The following is a 24,242-nucleotide window of genomic DNA, read 5'->3' as shown; positions in this document are numbered from 1 at the left end:
GCCATGCGGATCAACCGTGGTTGATCGCTGATCAGCCGTGGTTGATCATGACGTGGCGGACGGCGGTGTAGTCTTCCAGTGCGTAGACGGACATGTCCTTGCCGTAGCCCGATTGCTTCAGGCCGCCATGCGGCATCTCGTTGGTGAGCATGAAGTGGGTGTTGATCCAGGTGCAGCCATATTGCAGGCGGGCGGCGGTCTTCATGCCGCGGCTGATGTCCTTGGTCCAGACAGACGAAGCGAGGCCATAGTCGCTGTCGTTTGCCCAGGTGACGGCATCCTCGACATCCGTGAAGCGGGTCACCGATACGACGGGGCCGAAGACTTCGCGGCGGACGATTTCATCCTCCTGTGTAGCGCCTGCAATGACTGTCGGGGCGTAGAAGAAGCCCTTGTCACCTGATGTCTTGCCGCCGGTCGTGATCTCCATGTGCTTGTGCTCGCCCGCGCGGGCGACGAAGCTTTCGACGCGGTCGCGCTGGCGCTTGGAGATCAACGGGCCGATTTCGTTTTCGGTATCGTCAGCCTGGTTGAACTTGATCGAGGAGACGGCCGAGGAGAGGTCGGCGACGAACTTGTCGTAGACCTTGGCATCGGCATAGATGCGGCAGGCGGCGGTGCAATCCTGGCCGGCATTGTAGTAGCCGAAGGTGCGGATGCCTGACACAACCGCGTCAATATCGGCGTCGTCGAAGACTATGACGGGAGCCTTGCCGCCGAGTTCCAGATGCGTGCGTTTCACGGTCTTGGCGGCCGCCTGCAGCACCTTCTTGCCGGTCGCGACATCGCCTGTTATCGACAGCATCGAGATTTTCGGGTGATTGATCAGCGCATTGCCAACGCTCTCGCCGCGGCCGAGAATGACGTTGACGACGCCTTCGGGCAGGATCTCGGAAAGTAGCTTTGCCATCTTCAGGGCGGTGAGCGGCGTCTGTTCCGAAGGCTTGAAGACGACGGTGTTGCCGCCCGCGATCGCCGGCGCCAGCTTCCAGGCCATCATCATCAGCGGGTAGTTCCAAGGCGCGATCGATCCCACGATGCCTACGGCGTCGCGGCGGATCATCGAGGTATGACCGGGCAGGTATTCGCCGGCGACCGGGCCATGCAGGTTGCGCACCGCACCGGCGAAGAAGCGATAGCAATCGACGATCGCGGGGATCTCGTCGTTGAGCACGGCATTGATCGGCTTGCCGCAGTTCAATGCTTCGAGGGCTGCAAAGCCGGCGGCATCCTTCTCGATCGCATCGGCGATCTTCAGGAGGTAGCTGGAGCGTTCGCCCGGCGTCGTCTGCGACCAATGCTTGAACGCGCTTTCCGCTGCGTCTACGGCGGCGTCGATCTGGCCAAGCGAGGCTTCCGGCAGGTCAAGCACCGTCTCGCCCGTCTTCGGGTTCAAAATGTGCTCTTCCGTTTCCGTACCCGCTTCGAAGCGGGACCCAATCAGCATCGCGGTGTCCATTATGTTCTCCCTTGTCTTTGAGGGGCGGGATGGGGCTTATCCCGCTTCCTGTTTATTTGCCGGCTCCGGCGACCTGGTCGCCGTCGCGAGTGAGATAGTAGGCTGCCAGGATCGGCAGGAAGGTGACGAGCACCACGACCATCGCGACCACGTTGGTAACAGGGCGCTGGCGCGGGCGGATGAGTTCCTCGAGCATCCAGATCGGCAGCGTCGATTGCTGGCCGCCGGTGAAGGTGGTGACGATGACCTCGTCGAAGGACAGCGCGAAGGCGAGCATGCCGCCGGCAAGAAGCGCCGTGCCGATATTCGGCAGGATGACGTGGCGGAAGGTCTGGAAGCCATCGGCACCAAGATCCATCGACGCTTCTATCAGGGATCCCGACGTGCGGCGGAAGCGTGCGACGGCGTTGTTGTAGACGACGACGACGCAGAAGGTGGCGTGGCCGAGCACGATCGTCCAGACCGAGAAGGGGATGTCGAAGAGGCTGAAGGCCGAGCGCAGCGCGATGCCGGTGATGATACCGGGGAGCGCGATCGGCAGGATGACCAGCAGCGAGATCGCCTCACGGCCGAAGAACTTTGTCTGGCTGACGGCGGCGGCGCAGAGCGTGCCGAGCACCAGCGCGATCGATGTAGCGATCACCGCGACCTGCACCGACAGTCCAAGGGCAGCCCAGACATCCGGCCGGTTCCAGGCAATAGGGAACCACTGCAGGGTCAGGCCCGGTGGCGGCCACTGATAGCTCTTTTCTTCGGTCGTGAAAGCGTAGACGAAGATCAGAAGGATCGGCAAATGCAGGAAGAGCAGGCCACCGGCGGCGGCGATCTTCAGGAGCAGCGGCGAACGCTGCGAACGGTCAGAGCGCATTGAAGGCCCCCTGTTTCTTGGCGAGCCAGAGATAGATGGCCATGATGACGATCGGGACGACGGAGAAGGCGGCGGCGAGCGGGACGTTGCCGGCCGTGCCCTGCTGTGCATAGACCGCCTGGCCGACGAAGAGACGCGACGAGCCGATGATCTGGGGAATGATGTAGTCGCCCAATGTCAGCGAGAAGGTGAAGATCGAGCCGGCGACGATGCCTGGTAGAGCCAGCGGAAACAGAACCGTGCGGAAGGTCTGGCTCGGCGTTGCCCCGAGATCGGACGAGGCCTCGATCAGGTTGCCCTGGACACGTTCGAGCGCTGCCTGCGTCGGCAGGATCATATAGGGCAACCAGACATAGACGAAGACGAGGAAGGTGCCGATATAGCTGACCGACAGCGAGTTGCCGCCGATGATGGGCAGCGCCAGCACGCCGTCGAGCAGCCAGGCGAGATGCAGCTTGGCGAAGAACCAGGTGAGGATGCCTTCCTTGGCGAGGATCAGCTTCCAGGCGTAGATCTTGACCAGATAGCTGGACCACAACGGCAGCATGACGCCGAGATAGAACAGTGCCTTCCATTTGCCCTGCGCGTAGCGGGCCGCGTAATAGGCGATCGGGAAGGCAACAACAGCGGAAGCCAGCGTCACCAGCGCCGCCATGAGGATGGTGCGGATGATGATGTCGAAATTCGTCGGGCTGAAGAGTTGCGCGTAGGTCGCCAGCGTGAACTCGTAGTTCACCAGCCCTGAGAAATCGTCGATCGAGAAGAAGCTCTGCAGCAGCAGCGCGATCAGCGAGCCGATATAGATGACGCCGAGCCACAACAGCGGCGGCGTCAGCATCAGGAAGAGCAGCAGCTTTGGATGCCGCCAGAAGGCGTCGGAGAGCTGGCCGAAGAGGCCGCCGCGACCGGGCAGGATGGATGTCTCGCGCAGCGCCGCCTGCTTGCTAAGAGCAAGGGCGGTCATGCTGCGTCGTCCATGTAGTGCACGTCGACAGGCTGCCAGGCGAGACGAACGTTCGCGCCGACACCGGGGACATTGGCGCCGGCGGGCAGCATCACATGCAGGCGCGTGCCTTTGGCGGCGACCGTCAGGCGGGTTGCGGCACCCAGGAAGCTTGCGTTTTCGACGCGCGCCTCGATACCGTCGCCGGCGACATGGATCGCTTCGGGACGCAGGCTCGCCCAACGTTTCTCGCCGCCGAGCGCGGTCATCAGGTCGGGCGCGATGACATTGGAGGAGCCGACGAAATCGGCGACGAAGCGCGTCTTCGGACGGCGGTAGATGTCATGCGGCGTGCCTTCCTGCACGATGCCGCCATCGTTGAAGACGGCGACGCGGTCGGCCATCGACAGGGCCTCGCCCTGATCGTGGGTGACGAAGATGAAGGTGATGCCAAGCGCGCGCTGCAGGCTCTTCAACTCCTCCTGCATCTGCTCGCGCAGCTTCAGGTCGAGAGCGCCGAGCGGTTCGTCGAGGAGGAGAACCTTCGGCTTGTTGACGAGGGCGCGGGCGAGCGCCACGCGCTGCCGCTGGCCGCCGGAGAGTTGGCCGGGCTTGCGCGCGCCGTAGCCGGGGAGCTTCACCAACTCAAGCGCCTGCTCGGCGGCCTTCGTGCGCTCAGTCTTGCCGACACCCTTGACCATCAGCCCGTAGGCGACGTTGTCGAGAATGTTGAGGTGCGGGAAGAGGGCATAGTCCTGGAAGACGGTGTTGACGTTGCGGCGATAGGGCGGGATCCCCTCGGCCGTCTCTCCGAAGATTTCGATGTGGCCGCCGGTCGGCTGCTCGAAGCCGGCGATCAGGCGCAGACAGGTGGTCTTGCCGGAACCGGACGGACCGAGCATCGCGAAAAATTCGCCCGGTGCGATTTCGAGATCGACGCTGTCGACAGCCCGAACCTGGCCGAAATGGCGTGAGACCTGTTGGAAACGGACTGCGGCGGTCATGGGGGGCTCCGAATTCTGTCGATAGAGAGATGTGTGGTGCGGAGAAAATGCCCCGCCCCAAACCCCTTCCAACAAGGGGGAGGGGTTTAACCTGCTGCATCCTTTCCGACCATTCAAAGCCTACGGGGATGAGCGAGGCGATGCCGCTCTGGCCCCTCCCTTGTGGGGAGGGGTTGGGGAGGGGACTTGCCACAGGCGTCGAGGTTGCGAGCGCTTACCGCCCGCCGATCACGCCGATATAGTCCGACACCCAGCGGTGATAGGGCACGCACTCGCCCTGTTCGCACTTGGCTGTCGGGGTTCTCCAGAACTTGATCTTGTCGAAGTGGTCATAGCCATTCGTGGCGCAACCGGTATCCGTCATCAGCTCGTTGCCCTTGCAGGCAGCCGGAACCGAGGGAACGGCGCCGAACCAGGCGGCGGCGTCGCCCTGGACCTTGGCGGACAGGGAATGTTCCATCCACATGTAGGCGCAGTTCGGGTGCTCGCTGGCGGCGTGCAGCATGGTCGTATCAGCCCAGCCGGTAACGCCTTCCTCGGGGAAGGTGGAGGCGATCTTCTGCTTGTCCGCCTGCATCAGGTTGACCTGGAAGGGCCAGGAGCCAGAGGCGACGACGCCTTCGTTCTTGAAGTCGTCGATCTGGATCATTGCGTCGTGCCAGTAGCGGGAGACGAGCTTGCGCTGACCGCGCAGCAGATCGAGGGCCGCCTTGTACTGGTCCTCGTTGAGCTCGTAGGGGTTCTTGATCTTAAGTTCGGGCTTGTGGGCCATGAGATAGAGGGCGGCGTCGGCAATGTAGATCGGGCCGTCATAGGCCTGGACGCGGCCCTTGTTGGACTTGCCGTCCGGAAGCGTCTCTTCCTCGAATACCACCTTCCAGCTCTTCGGCGCCTCGCCCTTGAAGGCGTCGGTGTTGTACATCAGGACGTTCGGTCCCCAGAGATAGGGAACACCGTAGTGAACCTTGTCGACCGTGTACCAGGGCGCGTTCTGCAGGCGCTCGTCGACGTTCTTGAAGCTGGGGATGAGGTCGGTGTTGATCGGCTGGACGCGCTTGCCGGCCACGAGGCGCAACGAGGCGTCGCCGGAGGCGGTGACGAGGTCGAAGCCGCCTTCGTTCATCAGCGAGACCATTTCGTCGGACGTGGCGGCGGTCTTCACCGAGACCTTGCAGCCGGTCTCTTTTTCGAAGGAGGTAACCCAGTCGTAATTCTTGTCGCTTTCGCCGCGCTCGATATAGCCGGCCCAGGCCACGATGCTGACGGCGCCTTCGCCCTTGCCGAGTGTCTTTAATGGCTCGGCGGCGATAACCTGCGTCACGAAACTCAGGCTCGCGAGCGCAACAGTGCACGATTTCAGAAGATATTTCATCTGATGTCTCCCGGTTGTGCCACTTTTCGTGGCGTTATGTTCCCGGTTGAAAAGGTGCGACGAATTTTCCGGTTTCGCAAATTCATTTATCAGAAAGGCGATATCGGGATTTCCGATATCGCGCCGAGTCATCAGCGTGGCCGGCCGGAACGCAGTGCTTCGGCGATGCCCACGAAATCGCGCGCCGCCTGCGGCAGGCTCGACCCCTTGCGCCAGACCATGCCGACCTGCACGACCGGCAAAGAGCCGGACACGTCTCTGCTCTCGATGCGGTCGCCTTCCAGCGACCAGGGGCGGTAGACGAGATCGGGCAGTAGCGCCACGCCGGCGCCGGTTGCAACCAGGCTGCGCACCGCTTCGACGGAGCGGGTGCGGAAGGCGACATGCGGGCGGGCGCCGAGCGCCGACAAGAGCTTGCCGGTGTTCTCCTCGATTTCATCGACGGTCAGCATGATGAGGGGTTCACGGGCGATGTCGGCGACGGAAATGATATCGGCCGAGACCAACGGATGACCCATCGGCAGCCACAGGCGATAAGGCGAGGTTTCGAGGATTTCCGCCTGCAGGGCCATGCGGTCGCGCAGGTTGGAAATGACCATGACAGCCACGTCCAATTCGCCGCCGACGAGCAGATGCTCGAGATAGCCGCCATTATCCTCGATGGCGCTGACGTCGACGCCCGGGCAGGCGCGGCGATAGCGTGCCAGGAGATCGGAGAGCACATAGCCGGCGACCAGCGACGTGACGCCGATGTTGAGCTTGCCCGACTGCTCGTTCTGTTTGCCGGAAAAGCTGGTGCGGGCGTCCGAGACGCTTGCCAGTATCTTCGTCGCGTGGCGCAGGAACTGGTGGCCGTTATGGGTGATCGTCAGGCCGCGCGGATGGCGGTCGAACAGCTCGACGCCGAGGTCGGTTTCTAGTTCCTTGAGTGCTTCCGTAACCGAGGATTGCGAGATCGAAAGGTTCTGCGCGGCGCGCGTTACGGAGCCCTGTTCGGCGACGGCGACGAAATACTGGATCTGACGAAGCGTGAAGGCCATGCGTCGTTAGAGCATGGTGGCTGGCGAATTGGCAAGCATAGGGAAAGCTTGGACCTTTTTTGGTGCTAATCCCATACTGACGCAAAGTTGGAGGCCGCGTTTAAGCATTCGGAAACGTCATTTCTCTAGCGTCGAAACCACTCGTATTGCGTTGGAGCTTGTTAATGGCGGAGCAGTTGGCGTGAAGGCCCTACTGCGCATCTTCCGGCCCTCCCGGAAATTGGTGTTTATCATCGCTGGCGTCGCCCTCCTTGGGGGCGTCTCCGGCGGTGCCGCGCTTTATATTGGCAAAGACAAAATCCTCGGCCCATCCGCAGAGGAAACCAACGGACTTGCCTGCACCGACGTCAACCTCGTGACCATCAAGAAGCAGAACCGCATCTGGGTCCGCAAGTATATCAAGACCGAGCCGACGGACGGTATGACGCGTGTCAGGACCGCGCTTCGGGTGGCCAAGGCGATCTACGAAGCGCAGAAGCCCGATCTCGTGCAGGTCGTGGTCCTCGATACCAACGGCCCGACGCTGCGCTCTGATATTCGCGGCCGCGCGATGGGTGCCGACGTCGTTTATATTCCGCATCCCGATCCCGTCCTCGAAAGCGAGGAAGCGAAGACCTACACGGCGCGTTACTACGATGGAACGGCGGCCTCCAACGGGCTGTTCTTCGGCGAACGCATCGACCTGCCTGAAGATGAAATCACCACGCTGAACGCATCCTTCAAGGACTACTCGGACTGCATCGATCCCATTGCTGTTGCCGCCACCACGGGTGGAGAAGGTGAAGGCGGAGGCAAGGGCAAGAAGGGTGGAAAGAAGGGCGAGGCGAAGGAAGAAAAGCCCGCCGAAGGCGGCGAGCACGGCGCAGCGCCGGCCGAGGCGCCCGCTGCCGAGGAAGCCGCACCCGCAGCCGGCCACTGATCACTCCAATAAAAAAGGCGGCAAGCCCTTGGGCCGCCGCCTTTTGAATTCCCTATAGGCCGGCTCAATCCGCCTTGCTGCGGCGGGCCGGGAAGAGGATGACGTCGCGGATCGACGGCGCGTTGGTCAAAAGCATGATCAGGCGGTCGACGCCGATGCCGAGGCCACCTGCCGGCGGCATGCCCTGGTCGATCGCATCGAGGAACTCGTCGTCCAGCTGTTTTTCCTTTTCGCCGCGGGCATGTGCCTGCTCCAGCTGCTCGACCATGCGGCGGCGCTGTTCTTCCGGATCGTTGAGTTCGGAGAATGCGTTGCCGAGTTCCCAGGCGTTGCAGTAGGTCTCGAAACGCTCGACGAGGCGCGGCTCGCCCGGCACTTCCTTGGCGAAGGGGGAGATATCCTTCGGGAAGTGGGTGACGTGGCTCGGCTGGATCAGCGTGCTCTCGACCTTCTCTTCGAAGATGAAGGCGAGGCATTCGCCCCAGGTCCAGTCCTTCTCGACTTCGAAGCCGGCAGCCTTGGCGGCGGCGCGTGCTTCTTCGTCTGTCTTCATGGCGAGGAAGTCGAGGCCGGTCACTTCCTTGACGGCGTCAGGCATCGGAACGCGCTTGAACGGACCCTTGAAGGAGAGCTGCTTGTCGCCGAAGGGGAACTCCGTCGTGCCGTGGATCGCGAGCGCCAGGGTTTCGAACAGCCGTTCGACGAGGTCCATGATGTCCTCGTAGTCGGCGTAGGCCCAATAGCACTCCATCATCGTGAATTCAGGATTGTGCCGGGTCGAGACGCCTTCGTTGCGGAAGTTGCGGTTGATCTCGAACACCTTGTCGGTGAGGCCTGAGACCAGCGTCCGCTTCAGGAACAGTTCCGGCGCGATGCGTAGGTACATGTCGAGCTTCAGCGTGTTGTGATGCGTCTTGAACGGCTCGGCGGTGGCGCCGCCATAGACCGAATGCAGCATCGGCGTTTCGACTTCCATGAAGCCGTCGTTTTCCATGAAGCGACGGATGCCGGAAACGATCTTCGAACGCTGCTGGAAGCGGAGCTTGGACTCCTCGTTGCTGAGGATGTCGAGATGACGCTTGCGATAGCGGATTTCGACGTCTGCAATGCCGTTCCACTTCTCCGGCATGGGGAGCAGCGACTTGGTCAGCATGGTGATTTCGCGGGCGTTGATCGACAGCTCGCCGCGCTTGGTACGGCGCACGGTGCCGGTGACGCCGATGATGTCGCCGATGTCGATCATGCCGAGCATGTTGCGGGCTTCTTCCGGCGTCACATCCTTGTGGCTGAAGATCTGGATCTTGCCGCCGGCGTCATGGATATCCATGAACATGCCCGAATTGCGCGAGGAATAGACGCGACCGGCGACGGTCACGACATCCTGCGTTTCGACGTCGGATTCGAGATCCTTATACTTCTCCGCCAGTTCGGCGTTCGTCATCGTCCGGTGGAAATGCGCCGGATAAACGTCGCCGATCTGTTCGCGCAGCAGCTTCAGCTTCTGGGCGCGGACTTCGGTCGCGTCGGAGGAAAGGGTCGCTGTTTCGGTCTTTTCAGTCATGATGCAAACGTCCGGTTCAGTTCTTCGGGCCGACGAGGGAGGCGACTGCCTGGGAGGCCAGTTTCAGCCGCTGGCGCACGACGGAGCGGCCGAGGATCGCCATCGAGTCGAAGAGCGGCAGCGAGCGCGACGAGCCGGAGACGGCAACGAAGAGCGGCGCCACGATGACCTTCAGCTTCTTGCCCATGCGGTCGGCAATGGCGCGCAGTTCGGCTTCGATCGTCTCGACGTTCCATTCGAGGATCTTTTCGAGATCCGGCTGAACGGTGTTGAGGATCTCGAGGATCTCCTCCGGCGGCGACTTGATCTTGGCGAAGGCCGAGGGGTCGAGGCCGAGATCGGACTTCAGCAGGAAGCCCGCGAGTTCCGGCAGTTCACCAAGCTTGGAGATACGTGACTGCGACAGGCGCAACCCGGCCTTCAGACGGTCGTTCTCCATCGCCCAGGTCAGCACGCGGCTCTGGAACTCTTGTTCCGACAGCTTCTCGCGGATCCAGCGACCGTTCAGCCAGTCGAGCTTCTGGATGTCGAAGATCGCGCCGGCCTTGGAAAGGTTTTCAGGATCGAACTTCGCGGAGAGCTCTTCCATCGTCAGCAGTTCTTCGCCTTCGGCGATCTGCACGAAGAACAGGCCGAGGAAGTTCATCAGCGCTTCCGGGATATAGCCGAGAGCGGAGTAGTAGGAGATCGACGTCGGGTTCTTGCGCTTCGAGAGCTTCGACTTGTCGGCGTTGCGCATCAGTGAAAGATGCATGAACACCGGCTGTTCCCAGCCGAAGTAGCGGTACAGCAGGATGTGCTTCGGCACGGATGCCAGCCACTCTTCGCCGCGCGCGACATGGGTGATCCGCATCAGATGGTCGTCGATGACGTTTGCCATGTGATAGGTCGGCATGCCGTCGCCCTTGATCAGGACCTGCATGTCGACACTGTCCCACGGGATGGAGACATCGCCGTAAACGCCGTCGGTAAAGTCGCAGGAGCCTTCGGTCGGAATCTTCATGCGGATGACAGAGGCTTCGCCTGACGCCATCTTGGCGCTGACTTCCTCGGCCGAATACTTCAGGCAAAGACCGTCATACTTCGGCGCCTTGCTGGCCGCGCGCTGTTCTTCGCGCATCTTTTCCAGACGCTCGGGCGTGCAGAAACAGCGGAACGCATGGCCCTTGTCCAGAAGTTCCTGGCCGTATGGGGTGTAGATGTCCTTGCGGTCGGACTGACGATAGGGGCCATAGGGGCCGCCGATGTCGGGGCCTTCCTTCCATTCGAGGCCGCACCATTTCAGCGCGTCCAACACCTTCTGCTCGAATTCCGGGGTCGAGCGCGTCGCATCGGTGTCTTCGATGCGCAGGATGAACTCGCCGCCGTTCTTCTTGGCGAAAAGATAGTTGAAGAGAGCGATGTAAGCAGTGCCGACATGCGGCTCGCCTGTTGGCGAGGGAGCAATGCGGACGCGGACGCCGGAAGCTGTCATTTTATGTGCCCGTCAAATGAATGCCGGACGGCTTTTCCAGAAAGCGACGTTCGGCCGGAAGGAATTCAGATAATTGTATCAGGAAACCGGCCGGAAAAGGGCGTTGCCCCCGTTCATCCGCCGATTGCCCATTTGGCTGGCTTTAAGGCCATATTCGACCGCGTGCGTCAAGGAAAATGGCGCCTCGGCATCAGGTCACCGGCCAAACGTAAAGTAGCAGCGGCACGCTGACGAGAATGATGAGCGCCGAAAGCGGCAATCCGAGACGCGGATAGTCGCTGAAGCGATAGCCGCCGGGGCCGAACACCAGCGTATTGCACTGATGGCCGATCGGCGTCAGGAAATCGCAGCCGGCGCCGATCGCCACCGCCATCAGGAAAGCATCCGGCTTGTAGCCGAGCGTCTGCGCGAAGCTTGCAGCAATCGGAGCCATGACCAGGACGGTCGCGGCATTGTTGAGAAACGGCGTCACGGCCATTGCCGTCACCAGGATCAAAGCCAGCGCCCCATAATGCGGCATCTGCGCCGCCAGATGGCCGAGCCAGCCGGCGATCAGCTCGCTTCCGCCTGTCGTACGCATGGTGTCGGAGACGGGGATAAGCGCTGCGAGCATGATCAGGATCGGCGCGTCCAACGCCTTGTAGACGTCGACAAGCGGTACGACCCGGAAGACGACCATTGCCAGGGCCGCGCAGAAGAAGGCGACGGAGACGGGCGCAAGACCGGCTGCCGTGATGCCCATGGCGGCCAGCAGAATGATGATTGGCACATATGCCCGACGTGGCGTGCCGAGCAGGATTTCACGCTGGGCCAGCGGCAGGCAGGTGAAGTCCTGGAGAAAGCCCGGCAGGTTGCGGCGACTTCCCTGCAATACGAGAACATCGCCGGCCCGCAGCGTGACCTCGCTCAGCCGTTCGCTGAGGCGATGACCCTGGCGGCTGACGGCGAGCAGATTGATCCCGCGACGGTTGTGCAGGGATAGCTGCCGTGCCGACCAGCCGATCAATTGCGATTCCGCTGTTATGACGGCTTCGATCGAGATGACGTCGCTCCGTTCCGCGGTGCCGTCGAGCGGTTTGCCTGATAGTTTCAGCTTGCCGTTCGAGACGATCCGGTCGAGCGCGTCCGGCGTGCCCTCGAGGAGCAGCGTGTCACCGCTTTTCATCTCGACATCGGGAAAGGGAGAGAGGCGTGTGTGACCGCGCAGGATAGCGGTCGCTACCGCGTCGCCGTCGCCTGCGTGCAGCAGGTCGCTCAGCTGCTTGCCTTCGGTTGGCGAACCTTCGACGACCGTGGCTTCGGAGAAGTAGGCCTTGACGTCGAGCGCCTCCTCCAGGGAGGGCGTTTCGTTCTGCCGCTCCGGGACGAGCCAGTGGAAGAAGATCAAAAAGACCACGCCCACCAGTGCCAGGGTCGCGCCGACGGGCGTGAAGTCGAACATCGTGAACGGCGTGCCGGTGATCTCTGCACGCAGGCGAGAGACGACGATGTTCGGTGAGGTGCCGATCTGCGTCATGAGACCGCCGAGCAGGGCTGCGAAGCTCATCGGCATCAGATAGAGCGACGGCGACTTGCCGCTCTTTCGGGCGAACTGGAAGGCGACCGGGATCATGATCGCCAGGGCGCCGATGTTCTTGATGAAGGCGGACAGCACGGCGACGACGACGAGCAGCAGCGCCAGTTGCGTATGCAGCGTATTCAGGTTGGGGAAGAAACGCTTGATCGTGCTGTCGACGATGCCGGAGCGCGCGACGCCGGCGCTGACAACGAGGGCGCTTCCGACAATGATGACGATGTCGTCGCTGAAGCCGGAGAATGCCTTGTCGAAAGGGACGATGCCGACGCAGACGGCCAGCACCAGGGCGCAACAGGCAACGAGGTCATAGCGAAACCGGTCCCAGATGAAGACCGCCATCATCAGGCCGATGACGCCGAAGGCGAGGATCTGTTGGGTTGTCATGCTCTTCCGGAAATTGCGATTGGCGGCAAAAGGTCTTCTGTCACCTGAATAACTGTGCCGCGTGAGCGCCTATTCAATCCCGGTGATCGAGCAAAACTTGGTTGTCCGCGCGGCATCCCGTGGCGCCCATCAGCTTCTGAGTTCCGCGAGCGCCCTGCGCAGCGGCGTGTCGGCGATCTGGATCCAGCCGGTGAACGGAATGTCCATATCGAGGACGATGAAAATGGAGAGAGATATCAGCAAGGCCGCGATCAGGAACATCAGGATGACAATTATGTTTCGGGGTGCCCGGTAGCCGAAGCTTACAAATATCAGCGTCAGCCAGGCCACCAGCATCGTTATCAGCGGCCTTGGGATGACGCCCTCGGATTGCTCGACGATGACCCATCGTTGTTCGACGATCTTTTGATATTGCTGGCGCGCGTCGCTCCAGAGGGCGGCATGTCCGGGATCTCTCGGAAAGATCAGGGAAAGGCTGTCTCCGACGGCGTTCAACGCAAGTTCGCTCGTCCGGTCGCTCTTGACCAGGGGATCCTGTGCCGGGGCCGGGTTGGACAAGGCCTTCTCGACGTAGGTCTGAAGTCGAGCCCGGGTTTCGTTCGCCTCGATTCCGTAGGTGCGCAACGTCCGGTCAAGCAGGATGATCTGCGTGGCGAAGGAGTGAACGTCGCTATCGATCAGCGCGAAGGTGTTCTTCGACGAATTGATCATCAGGCCGAAAACCAATGAGGTCATGACCACGAAGATATTGGCGACCAGCCGAACGACGGTGTTCGTCTCTTCCTGGCGATGATGCACCGGCAGTTTCGAGTAGGTCAGCATCGTTCCGATGGAGGCGGTCAAAAGCAGCGCGAAAATCGCGGCCGCCACGAGCAGTTCTCGCCCCATTCCATTTCCCCTCGACGCTGTTTCAACGAAAACTAGCTGCTTTGCGGAATTTTGCCAGCGTGCCGAATCTCCCGTTGGACAAATGGACGGGCAGGTATAGCTTCGCCCGCGAAATTCATGCTGGAGAGTGTAAATGACCGACGTTTTGAACGTACCTGTAAAGCTCGCCGATGGCCGCGCGACGACCCTGAGCGAGTATGGCGGCAAGGTGATCCTCGTCGTCAACGTCGCTTCGAAGTGCGGGCTCACGGTGCAATATGAAGGCCTTGAGAAGCTTTACGAGGACAAGCGCGAACGCGGTTTCGTCATCGCCGCTTTTCCGGCGAACAATTTCAAGGGGCAGGAACCCGGCACCGATGCCGAGATCGTCGAGTTCTGCACGCTGACCTATGATGTCAAGTTTCCGATCTTCTCCAAGATTTCGGTCAAGGGCGACGACCAGCATCCGCTCTACCGGACGCTGACTGCTTCCGGTCTTCCCACGACCGGCGAGGGGCCGATGCGCGAGCGCCTGCGCGATCGCGGCCTCGATAGCGAAGAGAAGACCGATGTTCTGTGGAATTTCGAGAAGTTCCTGATCGGTCGCAACGGCAAGGTGGTGGCACGTTTTGCCCCTGACGTGACCGCTGACGATCAACGGTTGGTTTCGGCGATTGATCGGGAGCTCGCCGCAAGCTGAGCCGACGTTGTTGGCACTGCCACCCTATTGGCGGCGGTGCCGGCGGCGAAACTCGCTTGGCGAACACTGTTCCCGGTGCTGGAACAGCCGGGAAAAATAGAATGCATCCTCGATGCCGACCGCCGTTGAGATCGCCTCAATTGCAAGGTCCGTTGTCGTCAGTAGCTGCTTGGCGTGGTCGATGCGCAACCGAAGTTGAAACGCCTTCGGCGGCAGTCCCGTTGCTGCGGTAAAGCGGCGGCGCAATGTTGCCGGCGATACACCCAGGTCCCTGGCGAAGGCATTCAGGTCGACCGCTTCGAAGGCTCGTCTTTGCAGGCGATCAATCGCGTCCTCGATCTCAGGGTCGGACGCTGTAGCAGTCGGCGATGTGGCCTGTCGCGCCGCCTCCACCACGATCTGGTGAAGCGTTGCGGCGGCGGCAGCAAGGCCGAGAGGCGAGTCCTCGGCGAAGTCCGAATGCAGGGTCGCGAAGAGCTGCTGCATCCTGCGGGGATTGCCGATCGGCACCAACGGTGCGGTTTCCGTGATCAAGCGCATGCGCATAAGGTCGCTGACGAAGGTGCCGGTAAACAGCGCCCAGCGCTCTTCCCAGCTTTCGCCGGGTAGCGGACCATAACCATGGGGCGTGTCGGCAAGAAGCCAGAAGAGGCAGGGGCCGACAATCTCCTGCGGCCCGCCTTTCGCCGTGTTCAGTAGGCCGCGACCCTTTTCCACGAACACGGCGGCATGGGTCGGCAGTCGCCTGTCGACGATCCTTGCCGTCACGTGTTGCTTGCCAAAGCCGGTCACGACAAGCCCGGCGCGGCCCTGAGGCGGCGATCGATAGAGCGCTAGCGGCGCATCTCTCATGAGCGAAAAGTCCAGATCGTCGTTCTCTCCATGGAGGTATGCCGTGTTTTCAGTAAATGTCGTCGCAGATATTCGGCTTGGGAGTGATCGAAATGTCAAGCGTGGCGCTGGAGCCTGGATCTGTCGACCTTGTTGCAAACGGCAAGGTTCTGTCGACCTCGCCGCATCGGATGGGTCGGCTGGTTCCGACCGATCCCGGAATAGGCCTGGAAGCGATCCGTTCTCTTTATGAAGAGCACGGCTATGTCTGGCTGAAGGGGTTCCTGAAGCGCAGCGACGTCCTGGAATTTCGCGGCTGGGTGTTCTCGCACCTTGCTGCTGCGGGGCTGATCGAGGCGGGCTCGGATCCGATGCTCGGTCTTGCCGCGGCGCAATCGCCGGAGAAATCGCAGGTCGACCGGATCCTGATGTCGCTGGTCCGCTCCGTCGCGTTCGAAGGCTTCTGCACGCAGCCGCGGCTTGCGCGATTCATGGATGCGTTCCTGTCCGGCATCTCCTACCTTCACAAGCGGAAGATCATGCGCTTCACCCTGCCGGGGACGACGACAGCAACGCCGGCACATTATGATCTGGTCTATCTGCGCGGCGGTACCAGCCGTCTGGTGACGTCCTGGATTCCGATCGGCGATACGCCCGTCGATATGGGTGGGCTGGTCTATCTCGAGGGGTCGCACGCGATCGGCACCCGCATGGAGGAGGAGTTCGCGAGAAATAGCCTCGGTCTCTCGGCGGAGGAGAAGATCAGCGCCTTCAACCGCAACATGACCGAGGGCGGCTGGGTCTCGAAGGATCTGCCGGACATGGCGGAGCGCTTCGACACGCGCTGGCTGGTCGCCGATTATGAGGCCGGGGACGTCGTTCTGCACAGCCCCCACATGATCCACGCCGCGACGACGAACCAAAGTGCTGCCAACTTGATCAGGCTATCGACGGATATTCGCTATCAGAACGTCGAAGACGAGATCGACGCACGCTGGAGCAATCACTGGAGCCTCGGCGACATGCTTTAGGCGCGGCTGTCAAGCCGCGCCTCTGTCGGCTTAGCGGCCGCCCTGCTTCTTCCGCTGGCGCGCGTTGCGGGCCATCATGTTCAGTATTTCGACCAGCGCCGAGAAGGCCATCGCTGCATAGACGTAGCCCTTGGGAACATGGAAGCCCATGCCCTCGGCGATCAGGGTCGTGCCGATCATCATCAGGAAGGCGAGCGCCAGCATGACGATGGTGGGATTGCGCTCGATAAAGTTGGCGAGCGGCGTGGCGGCGACAAGCATCACGGTCACGGCGGCAATCACGGCGATGATCATGATCGGCAGGTGAGGTGTCATGCCGACGGCGGTGATGATGCTGTCCACAGAGAAAACGAGGTCGAGGATCAGGATCTGGCCGATTGCAGCGGCAAAGCCTGTCGTCACCGTCTTGCCGATGAAGTCCTCGTTGTGATCGGCCGGATCGACGTTGTGGTGAATTTCCTTCGTCGCCTTCCAGAGCAGGAAGAGACCGCCGGCGATGAGGATGAGGTCCTTCCAGGAAAAGCCATGGCCGAACAATTCGAAGACCGGCGTCGTCAGCTTGACGATCCAGGCAACGGTGCCGAGGAGGGCAAGACGCATGACGAGAGCAAGACCGATGCCGATCTTGCGCGCCTTCTCGCGATGCTCGGGTGGAAGCTTGTTGGTAAGAATGGAGATGAAGATAAGATTGTCGATCCCGAGGACCACTTCCATCACCACAAGGGTGACGAGGGCCACCCAGGCGGCCGGGTCCTGAACGAGTATCATGATATCTTCCATCGACGTTTATCCCCTTGCGTCACAGTTCGACGCTCGCAATGTACGGACGCGGCCTGCCTTGGCAAGCGCGCAAGGGGATATACGAAAGCAGGACGGGTTTTATTCCCTGACTGGAATCCAGATTTCCGTCAGGCCCATGCCGGTGTGGGGGTCGAAGCGATCATCATAACGCTCGAACATGTCGGGCAGGTTGCCGAATTCGATGCCGGCGTTCGGCATCCACTCGCCGAAAATCCGGTGCATGGTTGCCGGAATGCCGGAAACATGGCCGCGATGGGCAAAGACGGCGTAGCGCTGCCCGGGTATCTTCAGGCTTGCGAAGCCGGCCGGTAGATCGCTGCCGTCATCGACAGCCGCCGCCGCCATGTAGCGGAACTTTTCGGCTTCGCCTTCGATGTGCGTGCAGACGCCGTAGGCGACATTGCCGATCTGGCCGGGAATGTTGCCGAAATGGACGTTGAATTTTTGCCAGAGCGAAGGGATCGCGGCGTTGCCGCCGTAAGCGTAGGTCTCCTGCAAACCGGCCAAGAGCATCGGCGGCAGGGTTTCGAAACGCGGCGGTTCAAGTTCGGGAAGACGAGCGGGGTCCATGCGGAGTGGCTCCAGAAGTACGAGGTTGCGCGTGTGCCCTTGCTTGCGAACCATCTCCGGCGTGATGCCGAACTGGTCGCGAAAGGCCCGGGTGAATGCCTCGTGCGAGCCATAGCCCGCATCAAGGGCAACCTCGAGAATGCTTTCCGGCTGATCGACCAGTCGCCCAGCCGCCGCACTCAGGCGTCGGGCTCTGATATAGCTGCTGATCGAGTGGCCGGTGGCGAGGCCGAAGACGCGCGACAGGTGGTAGCGCGAAAGGCCGGCAACGCCTGAAATCTCTTCGAGCGAGATATCGTTACCGAAATGACTTTCGATGAACCAGATCGCACGTCCGATTGCACTCATTCCTACTCCCTTGGCTGCAGGCCTTTCTTACCGAAGGCCGGCAGGTCGCGCTTGATCCCGGTTGCGGGATTTTGCCGGAAGGGCAGGAGAAATCAACGAGGCAGGGTTCAGGCCTTCTTGGCGCCGTAGGCGGCGGTAAAGACGCGGATAGCGCCGTTGACGACGCGATCCATCTCCTCGCGCGGAGGAGGCGCGTCCATGTCGCCGAACAGCCGCAGCTTGAAGAAGCTGCCGCTGCAAAGCTCCAGGAACTGGCGGGCGGCCAGTTCGATGTCGTCGATCTCGAAGCGGCCCGCTTCGACCTGGTCCGTCAGGAAGTCCTTCAACACGGTTCGGATGTTTTCCGGGCCGGTGAAGAAGCGTTGACAGAGGTGCGGCATGCGGTCGCGCACGCCGATCACGATGCGCATCGCGTTGATCACCTTGTCCTCGGTGATATGGTGGACAAAAGTCAGGCCGAAATCGTGCAGAGCCACGTCGGGATCGCTGGTTTCAGTCAAGGCGCTGCGCACGCTGGCGATGAAGGCAGCGCGCTCGCTTTCCATCATGGCCGTGAACAGTTCTTCCTTATTGGCGAAGTAGACGTAGAGCGTTCCCTTTGAAACGCCGGCCTCGCGCGTTACATCGTTCATGCTTGCGGCATCGAAGCCGAGTTTCATGAATACGCGGCGGGCGCCGTCGAGAATTTGCTTGCGCTTGGCAGGATCTTCACCGGCAGCCCATCGGCCGCCAGTCGCGGGGGAATCGTCTGCGCGCGTGTCGGAAAGCTCTGTCATAGCTCCTTAACCATGTTCGCAATTGCGAATGTTTCGTTAATAAAATCGAACCACGTGGTTCGATACATCTTGATATGAATGCAAAAAGGCTCTATGTCAACTGAACCGAACCGTTCAGTTCGATTAAATTCACTCGATTTACCGGTAGTCGCCCATGTCGTCCAGTCCAAAAGCCACTGTTGCCCGTATCGTCACCGATAACGATGATGTCGAAGGCAAGGCTCAGGAAGCAGTTGCTCCAACCGCAGAAGCGCCGCGCTCGCCGCAGGCGCCTGCGGATGTGAAAACTGCTCCCGCGGAAAAGAAGAAGAAGCGTAGCCTCGTGTTGCCGATCATCGGGCTTGCGGCGCTCGCTGGTGCCGCATGGTACGGGTACGACTGGTGGACCACCGGCCGTTTCCTCGTCTCGACCGATGACGCCTATGTTGAAGGCGACATCGCGACGATCTCGCCGAAGGTTACCGGCTACGTTGCCAAGGTGAACGTTGTCGCCAACCAGAAGGTCAAGGCAGGCGACGTGCTCGCCATCCTCGACGACGGCGATTACAAGCTCGCTCTCGATCAGGCCGGCGCGTCTTTCGATACCGAAAAGCTATCGCTGCAGCGCATCGATGCACAGATTGCCGGTGGGGAAGCGAGCCTCGACCAGGCAAACGCGCAGAAGGCTGCCTTGGAGGCAACGGTCCGCGGTGCTCAGATCACCCAGACCCGCGCCGCCGAACTGCAGTCGAAGTCGGTCGGCACCACGGCTAACCTCGATGCCGCGAACATCGCGCTCGATCAGGCCAAGGCAAACCTCGTCGGCGGCAACGCCGCGATCGCATCGGCGCACGCCAACATCACGCTTCTGCAGGCTCAGCGCCGTGAAGCCGAAGGCACGATCCGGCAGCTCGAACTGGCGCGCGACAAGGCCGCCCGCGATCTTTCCTTCACCATTCTCAAGGCACCTTACGATGGTGTCGTCGGCAATCGCTCGGTTCAGGAAGGCGATCTGGTATCGCCCGGCCAGCGCCTGATGGCGCTCGTCCCGGTCCGCCAGCTCTATATCGACGCGAACTTCAAGGAAACGCAGATCCAGCATCTGGTTCCGGGCTCCAAGGTCAACGTGCACGTCGATGCCTATGACGATCATCCGATCGTCGGCACGGTCGATTCGATCTCGCCGGCTTCCGGCTCGGTCTTCTCGCTGCTGCCCCCGGAAAACGCGACAGGCAACTTCACGAAGATCATCCAGCGCGTCCCCGTTCGCATTTCGCTGCCGCAGGATGCTCTCGATAGCGGCCGCCTGCGTGCTGGTCTCAGCGTTGTTGTCGATGTCGACACGCGCACGGCGCCAGATGCCGGCAAGTAATATCCTGACGAGGTAGGCCCATGGCCGGCAGCGCAACAGTTGGAACAATCCCGGCCGCCTCGGCGGCCGCGGACCACATGGATCCGCGCAAGCTCATCGCGTTCTTCGCGATGGTGCTTGGCATGTTCATGTCGATCCTCGACATCCAGATCGTATCGGCGTCGCTTGCCGAGATCCAGGCCGGCCTCAGTGCCGGCTCGGACGAAATCGGCTGGGTGCAGACATCCTACCTGATCGCGGAAGTCATCATGATCCCGCTATCAGGTACGCTCGCGCGCATCGTGTCGACGCGCTATCTGTTTGCGATCTCCGCGGCGGGCTTCACGCTTTCGAGTGTCCTCTGCGCGACGGCCACGAACATCGACCAGATGATCGTCTATCGCGCCATTCAGGGCTTCATCGGCGGCGGCATGATCCCCTCGGTGTTCGCTGCCGCCTTCACGATCTTCCCGCCCTCCAAGCGCAGCATCGTTTCGCCGATCATCGGCCTGATCGCGACGCTGGCACCAACCATCGGTCCGACGGTCGGCGGCTATCTCAGCCATGCCTTCTCCTGGCATTGGCTGTTCCTCGTCAACATCATCCCGGGGATCATCGTCACGATCGTCACCTGGAACTTCATCGATTTCGACAAGCCGGAATTCTCGCTGATCAAGAAGTTCGACTGGTGGGGCCTGATCTCGATGGGCGTCTTCCTCGGCGCGCTTGAATACGTGCTGGAAGAGGGCAATTCGAATGACTGGTTCAACGACAGCTACATCTTCATCGGCGCCATCGCCTCTGCGATTGCCGCGGTCGTGTTCTTCTACCGGGCCTTCACCGTTGAATTCCCGGTCGTCGACCTCAGGGCCTTCACCAACCGGAACTTCGCCTTCGGCTCGGTGTTCTCGTTCGTCATGGGTATCGGCCTTTATGGGCTGACCTACATCTATCCGGTCTATCTCGGACGTATCCGCGGCTATGACTCGTTGATGATCGGCGAGACGATGTTCGTCTCCGGTCTGGCGATGTTCTTCACGGCGCCGATTGCCGGCAAGCTGTCGGCGAAGATGGACCTGCGGCTGATGATGGTGATCGGCTTCGCGAGCTTCGCGGCCGGCACCTATATCATGACGAACCTGACGCAGGATTGGGACTTCTACGAGCTCTTCATTCCGCAGGTATTCCGCGGTTTCGGGCTGATGATGTGCATGGTGCCGATCAACAACATCGCGCTCGGCACGATGCCGCCTGCGCGCATGCGTGGCGCGTCCGGTCTCTTCAACCTCACGCGTAACCTTGGCGGCGCCGTCGGTCTTGCCATCATCAATACGGTACTGACGAACCGGCAGGACGTGCACTACGAACGGCTGCGCGAGAACGTGCACTGGGGCAATCCGGCCGCGATCGACCAGATGAACAACATGACGGCAAACTACAACACCTACGGAATGGACGGTGCTGCCGTTGCCATCAAGCAGATGGTGGGAATTGCAACGAAGCAGGCCGTCGTCCTTTCGTTCAGCGATATCTTCCTGATGCTGACGGTGCTCTTCACGGCGATGATCATCGGGGTCGCAATGCTCGACAAGCCTGCGCCGCAAGGCGGAGGCGGTGGCGGCGGAGGCCACTGATCCCATCCTGATATCCAAGCTCAAAGGCCGGCCGGGCATCCCGCGCCGGCCTTTGCTTTTGCGTGAATTTTTGACGTGAACGGAAGCGTCTGCAGATTTTGATTTACGTACATCAAATTTGGAGCTAAAGGTCTCGTCAGGAGGAGAGATGAGGCCAACAGTCCACGATATCGCTGCTGCGGCAGGTGTCAGTCTGGCGACCGTCGACCGGGTTTTGAACCAGCGGCCGGGCGTGCGCCACGTCACGCGCGAGAAGGTCGAGAAGGCCATCCGCGAGATCGGCTATGTCAGGGACGTTGCCGCCGCCAATCTCGCGAAGGGCCGGACCTACTCATTCGTCTTCATCCTGCCAGCCAGCGACAACTCCTTCATGCACGGGCTGAACGGGGAGGTGCGTGTTGCCATTGCACGCTCGTCGGTGGAGCGAACGAATATCCGAACGATTGAAGTGCCGGCGTTCGATCCGCGCGCGTTGGTCCAGATCCTGGACGAGCTTGGCGACGAACGACCGTCGGGGATCGCGCTTGTCGCGACCGATGCACCTGAGGTGCGCGATGCCGTCGACCGTCTGGTGCAGGATGGCATTCCTGTCGTGACGCTCGTTTCGGATCTCACCGGCTCGCAGCGCCATCACTATGCCGGCGTCGACAACATCGCGGCCGGTCGTACGGCTGCTCGGCTGCTCGGGCGTTTCCTCGGTGGCGCCAGGGGCGAGATCGCCGTGCTTGCCGGCTCGATGCTGGTACGTGACCATCGTGAGCGTTTGGAGGGTTTTGCGGCGGTCATGGCGGCGGAGTTTCCATCGCTATCCATTTTGCCTGTCATCGAAGGCCGCGACGACCCCGAGGTGGCGCATATGCTGGTGGCGGACGCGCTGTCTAGGAAAAGCGGCATCATCGGGGTCTACAGCCTCGGTGCTGGCAATCGCGGCCTGATCAGGGCGTTGAAGGAAAAAGCGGTCGATCGGTCGCTGACGGTCATTGCCCATGAGCTGACGGCGCATACACGCGCTGCGTTGCTCGACGGAACCATTGACGCAATTCTGAACCAGGATGCGGGCCACGAGGTTCGCAGCGCCATCCGCGTCCTCAAGGCGAAAGCGGACGGGCTTGCCGTCATCGAGGCGCAAGAGCGCATCCGCCTCGACATATTCCTAAAAGACAATCTGCCGTAACGGCAAAGGGAGAAACACATGTATCTGGGTCTCGATCTCGGAACCTCCGGCGTCAAAGCCATGCTGATCGACGGCGATCAGAAGATCATCGGCTCGGCCAATGGTTCGCTCGACGTCTCGCGCCCGCATTCCGGCTGGTCGGAGCAGGAGCCCTCGCACTGGATCCGCGCGACCGAAGAGGCCGTTGCCGGACTGAAGGCAAAGCACCCGAAGGAGCTCGCCGCCGTGAAGGGCATCGGTCTCTCGGGCCAGATGCACGGCGCGACGCTGCTCGATGCCGACGATAAGGTGCTGCGTCCCTGCATTCTCTGGAACGACACGCGTTCCCACGTCGAAGCGGCGGCGCTCGATTCCGATCCGCGCTTCCGCAAGCTGACCGGCAACATCGTTTTCCCCGGTTTCACAGCGCCGAAGCTTGCCTGGGTTGCCAAGCATGAGCCCGAGATCTTCGCCAAGGTCGCCAAGGTGCTGCTGCCGAAGGATTACCTGCGCCTCTGGCTGACCGGCGAGCATATCTCCGAGATGTCGGATTCGGCCGGCACCTCCTGGCTGGATACGGGAAAGCGCGCCTGGTCCTCCGAGCTGCTCGCGGCAACCGGTCTTGACGAGAAGCAGATGCCTCGCCTGATCGAAGGCACGGAGCAGGGCGGCAAGCTGCGCGGCGAGCTGGCCGGGCAGTGGGGCATGTCTGGTAGCGTGGTCATTGCCGGTGGCGCCGGTGACAACGCGGCTTCGGCTTGCGGCATGGGCACCGTCAGCGATGGCGCGGCCTTCGTGTCGCTCGGCACCTCGGGCGTTCTCTTTGCGGCCAACGCCGCCTATCTGCCGAAGCCGGAAAGCGCCGTCCACGCCTTCTGCCACGCGCTGCCCAACACCTGGCATCAGATGGGCGTCATCCTCTCGGCGACAGACGCGCTGAACTGGCACTCCAGCGTTACCGGCAAGTCGGCGGCGGATCTGACCACCGAGCTGGGTGAAACGCTGAAGGCGCCCTCGGGCGTCACCTTCCTGCCCTACCTTTCCGGCGAGCGCACGCCGCACAACGACGCCGTTATTCGCGGCGCGTTCATCGGCCTCGAGCATGAGAGCAGCCGGGTCGTGCTGACCCAGGCGGTTCTGGAAGGCGTGTCGTTCGCCATTCGCGACAATCTGGAAGCGCTGCGCTCCGCGGGCACAGATATTTCCCGCGTCACGGCAATCGGCGGCGGCTCCCGCTCGCGTTATTGGCTGGCCTCGATCGCGACCGCTCTCGGCGTGCCCGTGGATCTGCCCGCCGATGGTGATTTCGGTGCGGCATTCGGCGCAGCGCGCCTCGGCCTGATTGCCGCCACCGGGGCTGATCCGGTTGCCGTTTGCACGCCGCCGAAGACGGCTGGCACGATCGAACCCGTCACGGCGCTCTCCGGCGCCTACGAGGATGCCTACAAGCGCTACCGCGCTCTCTACCCGGCGATCAAATCGCTGCAGCACTAAGGCTTAAATACCGGGAGGTGTCGGAAGACCCCTCCCCAACCCCTCCCCACAAGGGGGAGGGCTTCTTGCCCCGGGCTGACCTTTCGAGACGAGAGGCGGACCACCAG

At 61.6% G+C, this 24,242-nt stretch carries 21 protein-coding genes; 7 read left to right on the top strand and 14 right to left on the bottom strand.

All coding sequences use genetic code 11. From position 1 onward, the window contains the following. Positions 1 to 31: 31 nt before the first annotated feature. From ASE04_RS20880 to ASE04_RS20855, 6 genes are all read right to left on the bottom strand, one after another. Complete coding sequence (locus tag ASE04_RS20880) at positions 32 to 1,459, bottom strand: gamma-aminobutyraldehyde dehydrogenase (protein ID WP_056821374.1); 1,428 nt, start codon at positions 1,457 to 1,459, stop codon at positions 32 to 34. 52 nt (positions 1,460 to 1,511) lie between these two features. Beyond that, positions 1,512 to 2,327 carry an ABC transporter permease gene (locus ASE04_RS20875; RefSeq protein WP_056821371.1) on the bottom strand — a complete coding sequence of 272 codons (816 nt, stop codon included), beginning with the start codon at positions 2,325 to 2,327 and terminating at the stop codon, positions 1,512 to 1,514. Continuing rightward, positions 2,317 to 3,291 (bottom strand): ABC transporter permease, encoded by a 975-nt coding sequence (locus ASE04_RS20870; RefSeq protein WP_056821369.1) that lies wholly within the window; start codon positions 3,289 to 3,291, stop codon positions 2,317 to 2,319. Before ASE04_RS20870 ends, ASE04_RS20875 begins: the two co-directional genes overlap by 11 nt. After that, positions 3,288 to 4,274 (bottom strand): ABC transporter ATP-binding protein, encoded by a 987-nt coding sequence (locus ASE04_RS20865; RefSeq protein WP_056821367.1) that lies wholly within the window; start codon positions 4,272 to 4,274, stop codon positions 3,288 to 3,290. The genes ASE04_RS20870 and ASE04_RS20865 overlap by 4 nt, the downstream gene beginning before the upstream one ends. 214 nt (positions 4,275 to 4,488) lie before the next feature. Then, positions 4,489 to 5,646 (bottom strand): ABC transporter substrate-binding protein, encoded by a 1,158-nt coding sequence (locus ASE04_RS20860; RefSeq protein ID WP_056821536.1) that lies wholly within the window; start codon positions 5,644 to 5,646, stop codon positions 4,489 to 4,491. A gap of 131 nt (positions 5,647 to 5,777) precedes the next feature. After that, positions 5,778 to 6,686: a LysR family transcriptional regulator gene (locus tag ASE04_RS20855; protein ID WP_056821365.1), complete on the bottom strand. Its 909-nt coding sequence runs from the start codon at positions 6,684 to 6,686 to the stop codon at positions 5,778 to 5,780. A 181-nt stretch (positions 6,687 to 6,867) separates the two neighbouring features. Between ASE04_RS20855 and ASE04_RS20850 the strand changes: the two genes are divergently transcribed. Then, positions 6,868 to 7,605 carry a hypothetical protein gene (locus ASE04_RS20850; RefSeq protein ID WP_056821363.1) on the top strand — a complete coding sequence of 246 codons (738 nt, stop codon included), beginning with the start codon at positions 6,868 to 6,870 and terminating at the stop codon, positions 7,603 to 7,605. Between the two features lie 64 nt (positions 7,606 to 7,669). Here ASE04_RS20850 and lysS read toward each other — a convergent pair whose 3' ends face one another. From lysS to ASE04_RS20830, 4 genes are all read right to left on the bottom strand, one after another. Next, on the bottom strand, positions 7,670 to 9,166 hold the full coding sequence (gene lysS, locus ASE04_RS20845; protein ID WP_056821361.1) for a lysine--tRNA ligase: 1,497 nt from the start codon (positions 9,164 to 9,166) through the stop codon (positions 7,670 to 7,672). Between the two features lie 16 nt (positions 9,167 to 9,182). Then, positions 9,183 to 10,640, bottom strand: coding sequence for a glutamate--tRNA ligase (gltX, locus tag ASE04_RS20840; RefSeq protein ID WP_056821358.1), 1,458 nt, complete (start codon positions 10,638 to 10,640; stop codon positions 9,183 to 9,185). A 190-nt stretch (positions 10,641 to 10,830) separates the two neighbouring features. After that, positions 10,831 to 12,600 (bottom strand): SLC13 family permease, encoded by a 1,770-nt coding sequence (locus ASE04_RS20835; RefSeq protein WP_056821357.1) that lies wholly within the window; start codon positions 12,598 to 12,600, stop codon positions 10,831 to 10,833. A gap of 129 nt (positions 12,601 to 12,729) precedes the next feature. Then, a complete protein-coding gene (locus ASE04_RS20830; protein ID WP_056821354.1) occupies positions 12,730 to 13,488 on the bottom strand; it encodes a bestrophin-like domain in 759 nt (252 codons plus the stop codon). Between the two features lie 133 nt (positions 13,489 to 13,621). Between ASE04_RS20830 and ASE04_RS20825 the strand changes: the two genes are divergently transcribed. Beyond that, entirely contained in the window at positions 13,622 to 14,167 is a 546-nt protein-coding gene (locus tag ASE04_RS20825) for a glutathione peroxidase (RefSeq protein WP_056821352.1), read from the top strand. 24 nt (positions 14,168 to 14,191) lie between these two features. Here ASE04_RS20825 and ASE04_RS20820 read toward each other — a convergent pair whose 3' ends face one another. Further along, entirely contained in the window at positions 14,192 to 15,019 is an 828-nt protein-coding gene (locus ASE04_RS20820; RefSeq protein WP_056821349.1) for a helix-turn-helix domain-containing protein, read from the bottom strand. Between the two features lie 92 nt (positions 15,020 to 15,111). On the opposite strand from ASE04_RS20820, the gene ASE04_RS20815 reads away from it, so the two are divergent. Then, the gene (locus ASE04_RS20815) at positions 15,112 to 16,029 is read left to right on the top strand and encodes a phytanoyl-CoA dioxygenase family protein (RefSeq protein ID WP_056821529.1); all 918 of its coding nucleotides are present in this window, start codon (positions 15,112 to 15,114) and stop codon (positions 16,027 to 16,029) included. A gap of 30 nt (positions 16,030 to 16,059) precedes the next feature. Here ASE04_RS20815 and ASE04_RS20810 read toward each other — a convergent pair whose 3' ends face one another. The 3 genes from ASE04_RS20810 to ASE04_RS20800 form a co-directional block, all read right to left on the bottom strand. Continuing rightward, on the bottom strand, positions 16,060 to 16,809 hold the full coding sequence (locus ASE04_RS20810; protein ID WP_056821341.1) for a TerC family protein: 750 nt from the start codon (positions 16,807 to 16,809) through the stop codon (positions 16,060 to 16,062). Between the two features lie 99 nt (positions 16,810 to 16,908). Continuing rightward, on the bottom strand, positions 16,909 to 17,748 hold the full coding sequence (locus ASE04_RS20805) for a GyrI-like domain-containing protein (protein ID WP_056821334.1): 840 nt from the start codon (positions 17,746 to 17,748) through the stop codon (positions 16,909 to 16,911). Between the two features lie 107 nt (positions 17,749 to 17,855). Beyond that, entirely contained in the window at positions 17,856 to 18,524 is a 669-nt protein-coding gene (locus tag ASE04_RS20800; RefSeq protein ID WP_056821331.1) for a TetR/AcrR family transcriptional regulator, read from the bottom strand. A 154-nt stretch (positions 18,525 to 18,678) separates the two neighbouring features. On the opposite strand from ASE04_RS20800, the gene ASE04_RS20795 reads away from it, so the two are divergent. The 4 genes from ASE04_RS20795 to xylB all read left to right on the top strand — a co-directional run bounded on the left by ASE04_RS20795 (position 18,679) and on the right by xylB (position 24,135). Beyond that, complete coding sequence (locus tag ASE04_RS20795; RefSeq protein WP_056821326.1) at positions 18,679 to 19,875, top strand: HlyD family secretion protein; 1,197 nt, start codon at positions 18,679 to 18,681, stop codon at positions 19,873 to 19,875. A 20-nt stretch (positions 19,876 to 19,895) separates the two neighbouring features. Further along, a complete protein-coding gene (locus ASE04_RS20790) occupies positions 19,896 to 21,488 on the top strand; it encodes a DHA2 family efflux MFS transporter permease subunit (RefSeq protein WP_056821319.1) in 1,593 nt (530 codons plus the stop codon). 148 nt (positions 21,489 to 21,636) lie between these two features. Next, positions 21,637 to 22,662 (top strand): LacI family DNA-binding transcriptional regulator, encoded by a 1,026-nt coding sequence (locus ASE04_RS20785; protein ID WP_056821317.1) that lies wholly within the window; start codon positions 21,637 to 21,639, stop codon positions 22,660 to 22,662. Between the two features lie 18 nt (positions 22,663 to 22,680). Next, positions 22,681 to 24,135: a xylulokinase gene (gene xylB / locus ASE04_RS20780; RefSeq protein WP_056821315.1), complete on the top strand. Its 1,455-nt coding sequence runs from the start codon at positions 22,681 to 22,683 to the stop codon at positions 24,133 to 24,135. The last annotated feature ends 107 nt before the right edge of the window (positions 24,136 to 24,242 follow it).

This window comes from Rhizobium sp. Root708, assembly GCF_001429725.1.
In the GTDB taxonomy this organism is placed as follows: Bacteria; Pseudomonadota; Alphaproteobacteria; order Rhizobiales; family Rhizobiaceae; genus Rhizobium.
This window is presented reverse-complemented; position numbering and strand designations above follow the sequence as displayed.

Bases quoted from the DNA above. Each gene is read 5' to 3' on its own strand.
- ASE04_RS20880 (WP_056821374.1), bottom strand. From the start codon at position 1,459: ATGGACACCGCGATGCTGATTGGGTCCCGCTTCGAAGCGGGTACGGAA.
- ASE04_RS20875 (WP_056821371.1), bottom strand. From the start codon at position 2,327: ATGCGCTCTGACCGTTCGCAGCGTTCGCCGCTGCTCCTGAAGATCGCC.
- ASE04_RS20870 (WP_056821369.1), bottom strand. From the start codon at position 3,291: ATGACCGCCCTTGCTCTTAGCAAGCAGGCGGCGCTGCGCGAGACATCC.
- ASE04_RS20865 (WP_056821367.1), bottom strand. From the start codon at position 4,274: ATGACCGCCGCAGTCCGTTTCCAACAGGTCTCACGCCATTTCGGCCAG.
- ASE04_RS20860 (WP_056821536.1), bottom strand. From the start codon at position 5,646: ATGAAATATCTTCTGAAATCGTGCACTGTTGCGCTCGCGAGCCTGAGT.
- ASE04_RS20855 (WP_056821365.1), bottom strand. From the start codon at position 6,686: ATGGCCTTCACGCTTCGTCAGATCCAGTATTTCGTCGCCGTCGCCGAA.
- lysS (WP_056821361.1), bottom strand. From the start codon at position 9,166: ATGACTGAAAAGACCGAAACAGCGACCCTTTCCTCCGACGCGACCGAA.
- gltX (WP_056821358.1), bottom strand. From the start codon at position 10,640: ATGACAGCTTCCGGCGTCCGCGTCCGCATTGCTCCCTCGCCAACAGGC.
- ASE04_RS20835 (WP_056821357.1), bottom strand. From the start codon at position 12,600: ATGACAACCCAACAGATCCTCGCCTTCGGCGTCATCGGCCTGATGATG.
- ASE04_RS20830 (WP_056821354.1), bottom strand. From the start codon at position 13,488: ATGGGGCGAGAACTGCTCGTGGCGGCCGCGATTTTCGCGCTGCTTTTG.
- ASE04_RS20825 (WP_056821352.1), top strand. From the start codon at position 13,622: ATGACCGACGTTTTGAACGTACCTGTAAAGCTCGCCGATGGCCGCGCG.
- ASE04_RS20820 (WP_056821349.1), bottom strand. From the start codon at position 15,019: ATGAGAGATGCGCCGCTAGCGCTCTATCGATCGCCGCCTCAGGGCCGC.
- ASE04_RS20815 (WP_056821529.1), top strand. From the start codon at position 15,112: ATGTCAAGCGTGGCGCTGGAGCCTGGATCTGTCGACCTTGTTGCAAAC.
- ASE04_RS20810 (WP_056821341.1), bottom strand. From the start codon at position 16,809: ATGGAAGATATCATGATACTCGTTCAGGACCCGGCCGCCTGGGTGGCC.
- ASE04_RS20805 (WP_056821334.1), bottom strand. From the start codon at position 17,748: ATGAGTGCAATCGGACGTGCGATCTGGTTCATCGAAAGTCATTTCGGT.
- ASE04_RS20800 (WP_056821331.1), bottom strand. From the start codon at position 18,524: ATGACAGAGCTTTCCGACACGCGCGCAGACGATTCCCCCGCGACTGGC.
- ASE04_RS20795 (WP_056821326.1), top strand. From the start codon at position 18,679: ATGTCGTCCAGTCCAAAAGCCACTGTTGCCCGTATCGTCACCGATAAC.
- ASE04_RS20790 (WP_056821319.1), top strand. From the start codon at position 19,896: ATGGCCGGCAGCGCAACAGTTGGAACAATCCCGGCCGCCTCGGCGGCC.
- ASE04_RS20785 (WP_056821317.1), top strand. From the start codon at position 21,637: ATGAGGCCAACAGTCCACGATATCGCTGCTGCGGCAGGTGTCAGTCTG.
- xylB (WP_056821315.1), top strand. From the start codon at position 22,681: ATGTATCTGGGTCTCGATCTCGGAACCTCCGGCGTCAAAGCCATGCTG.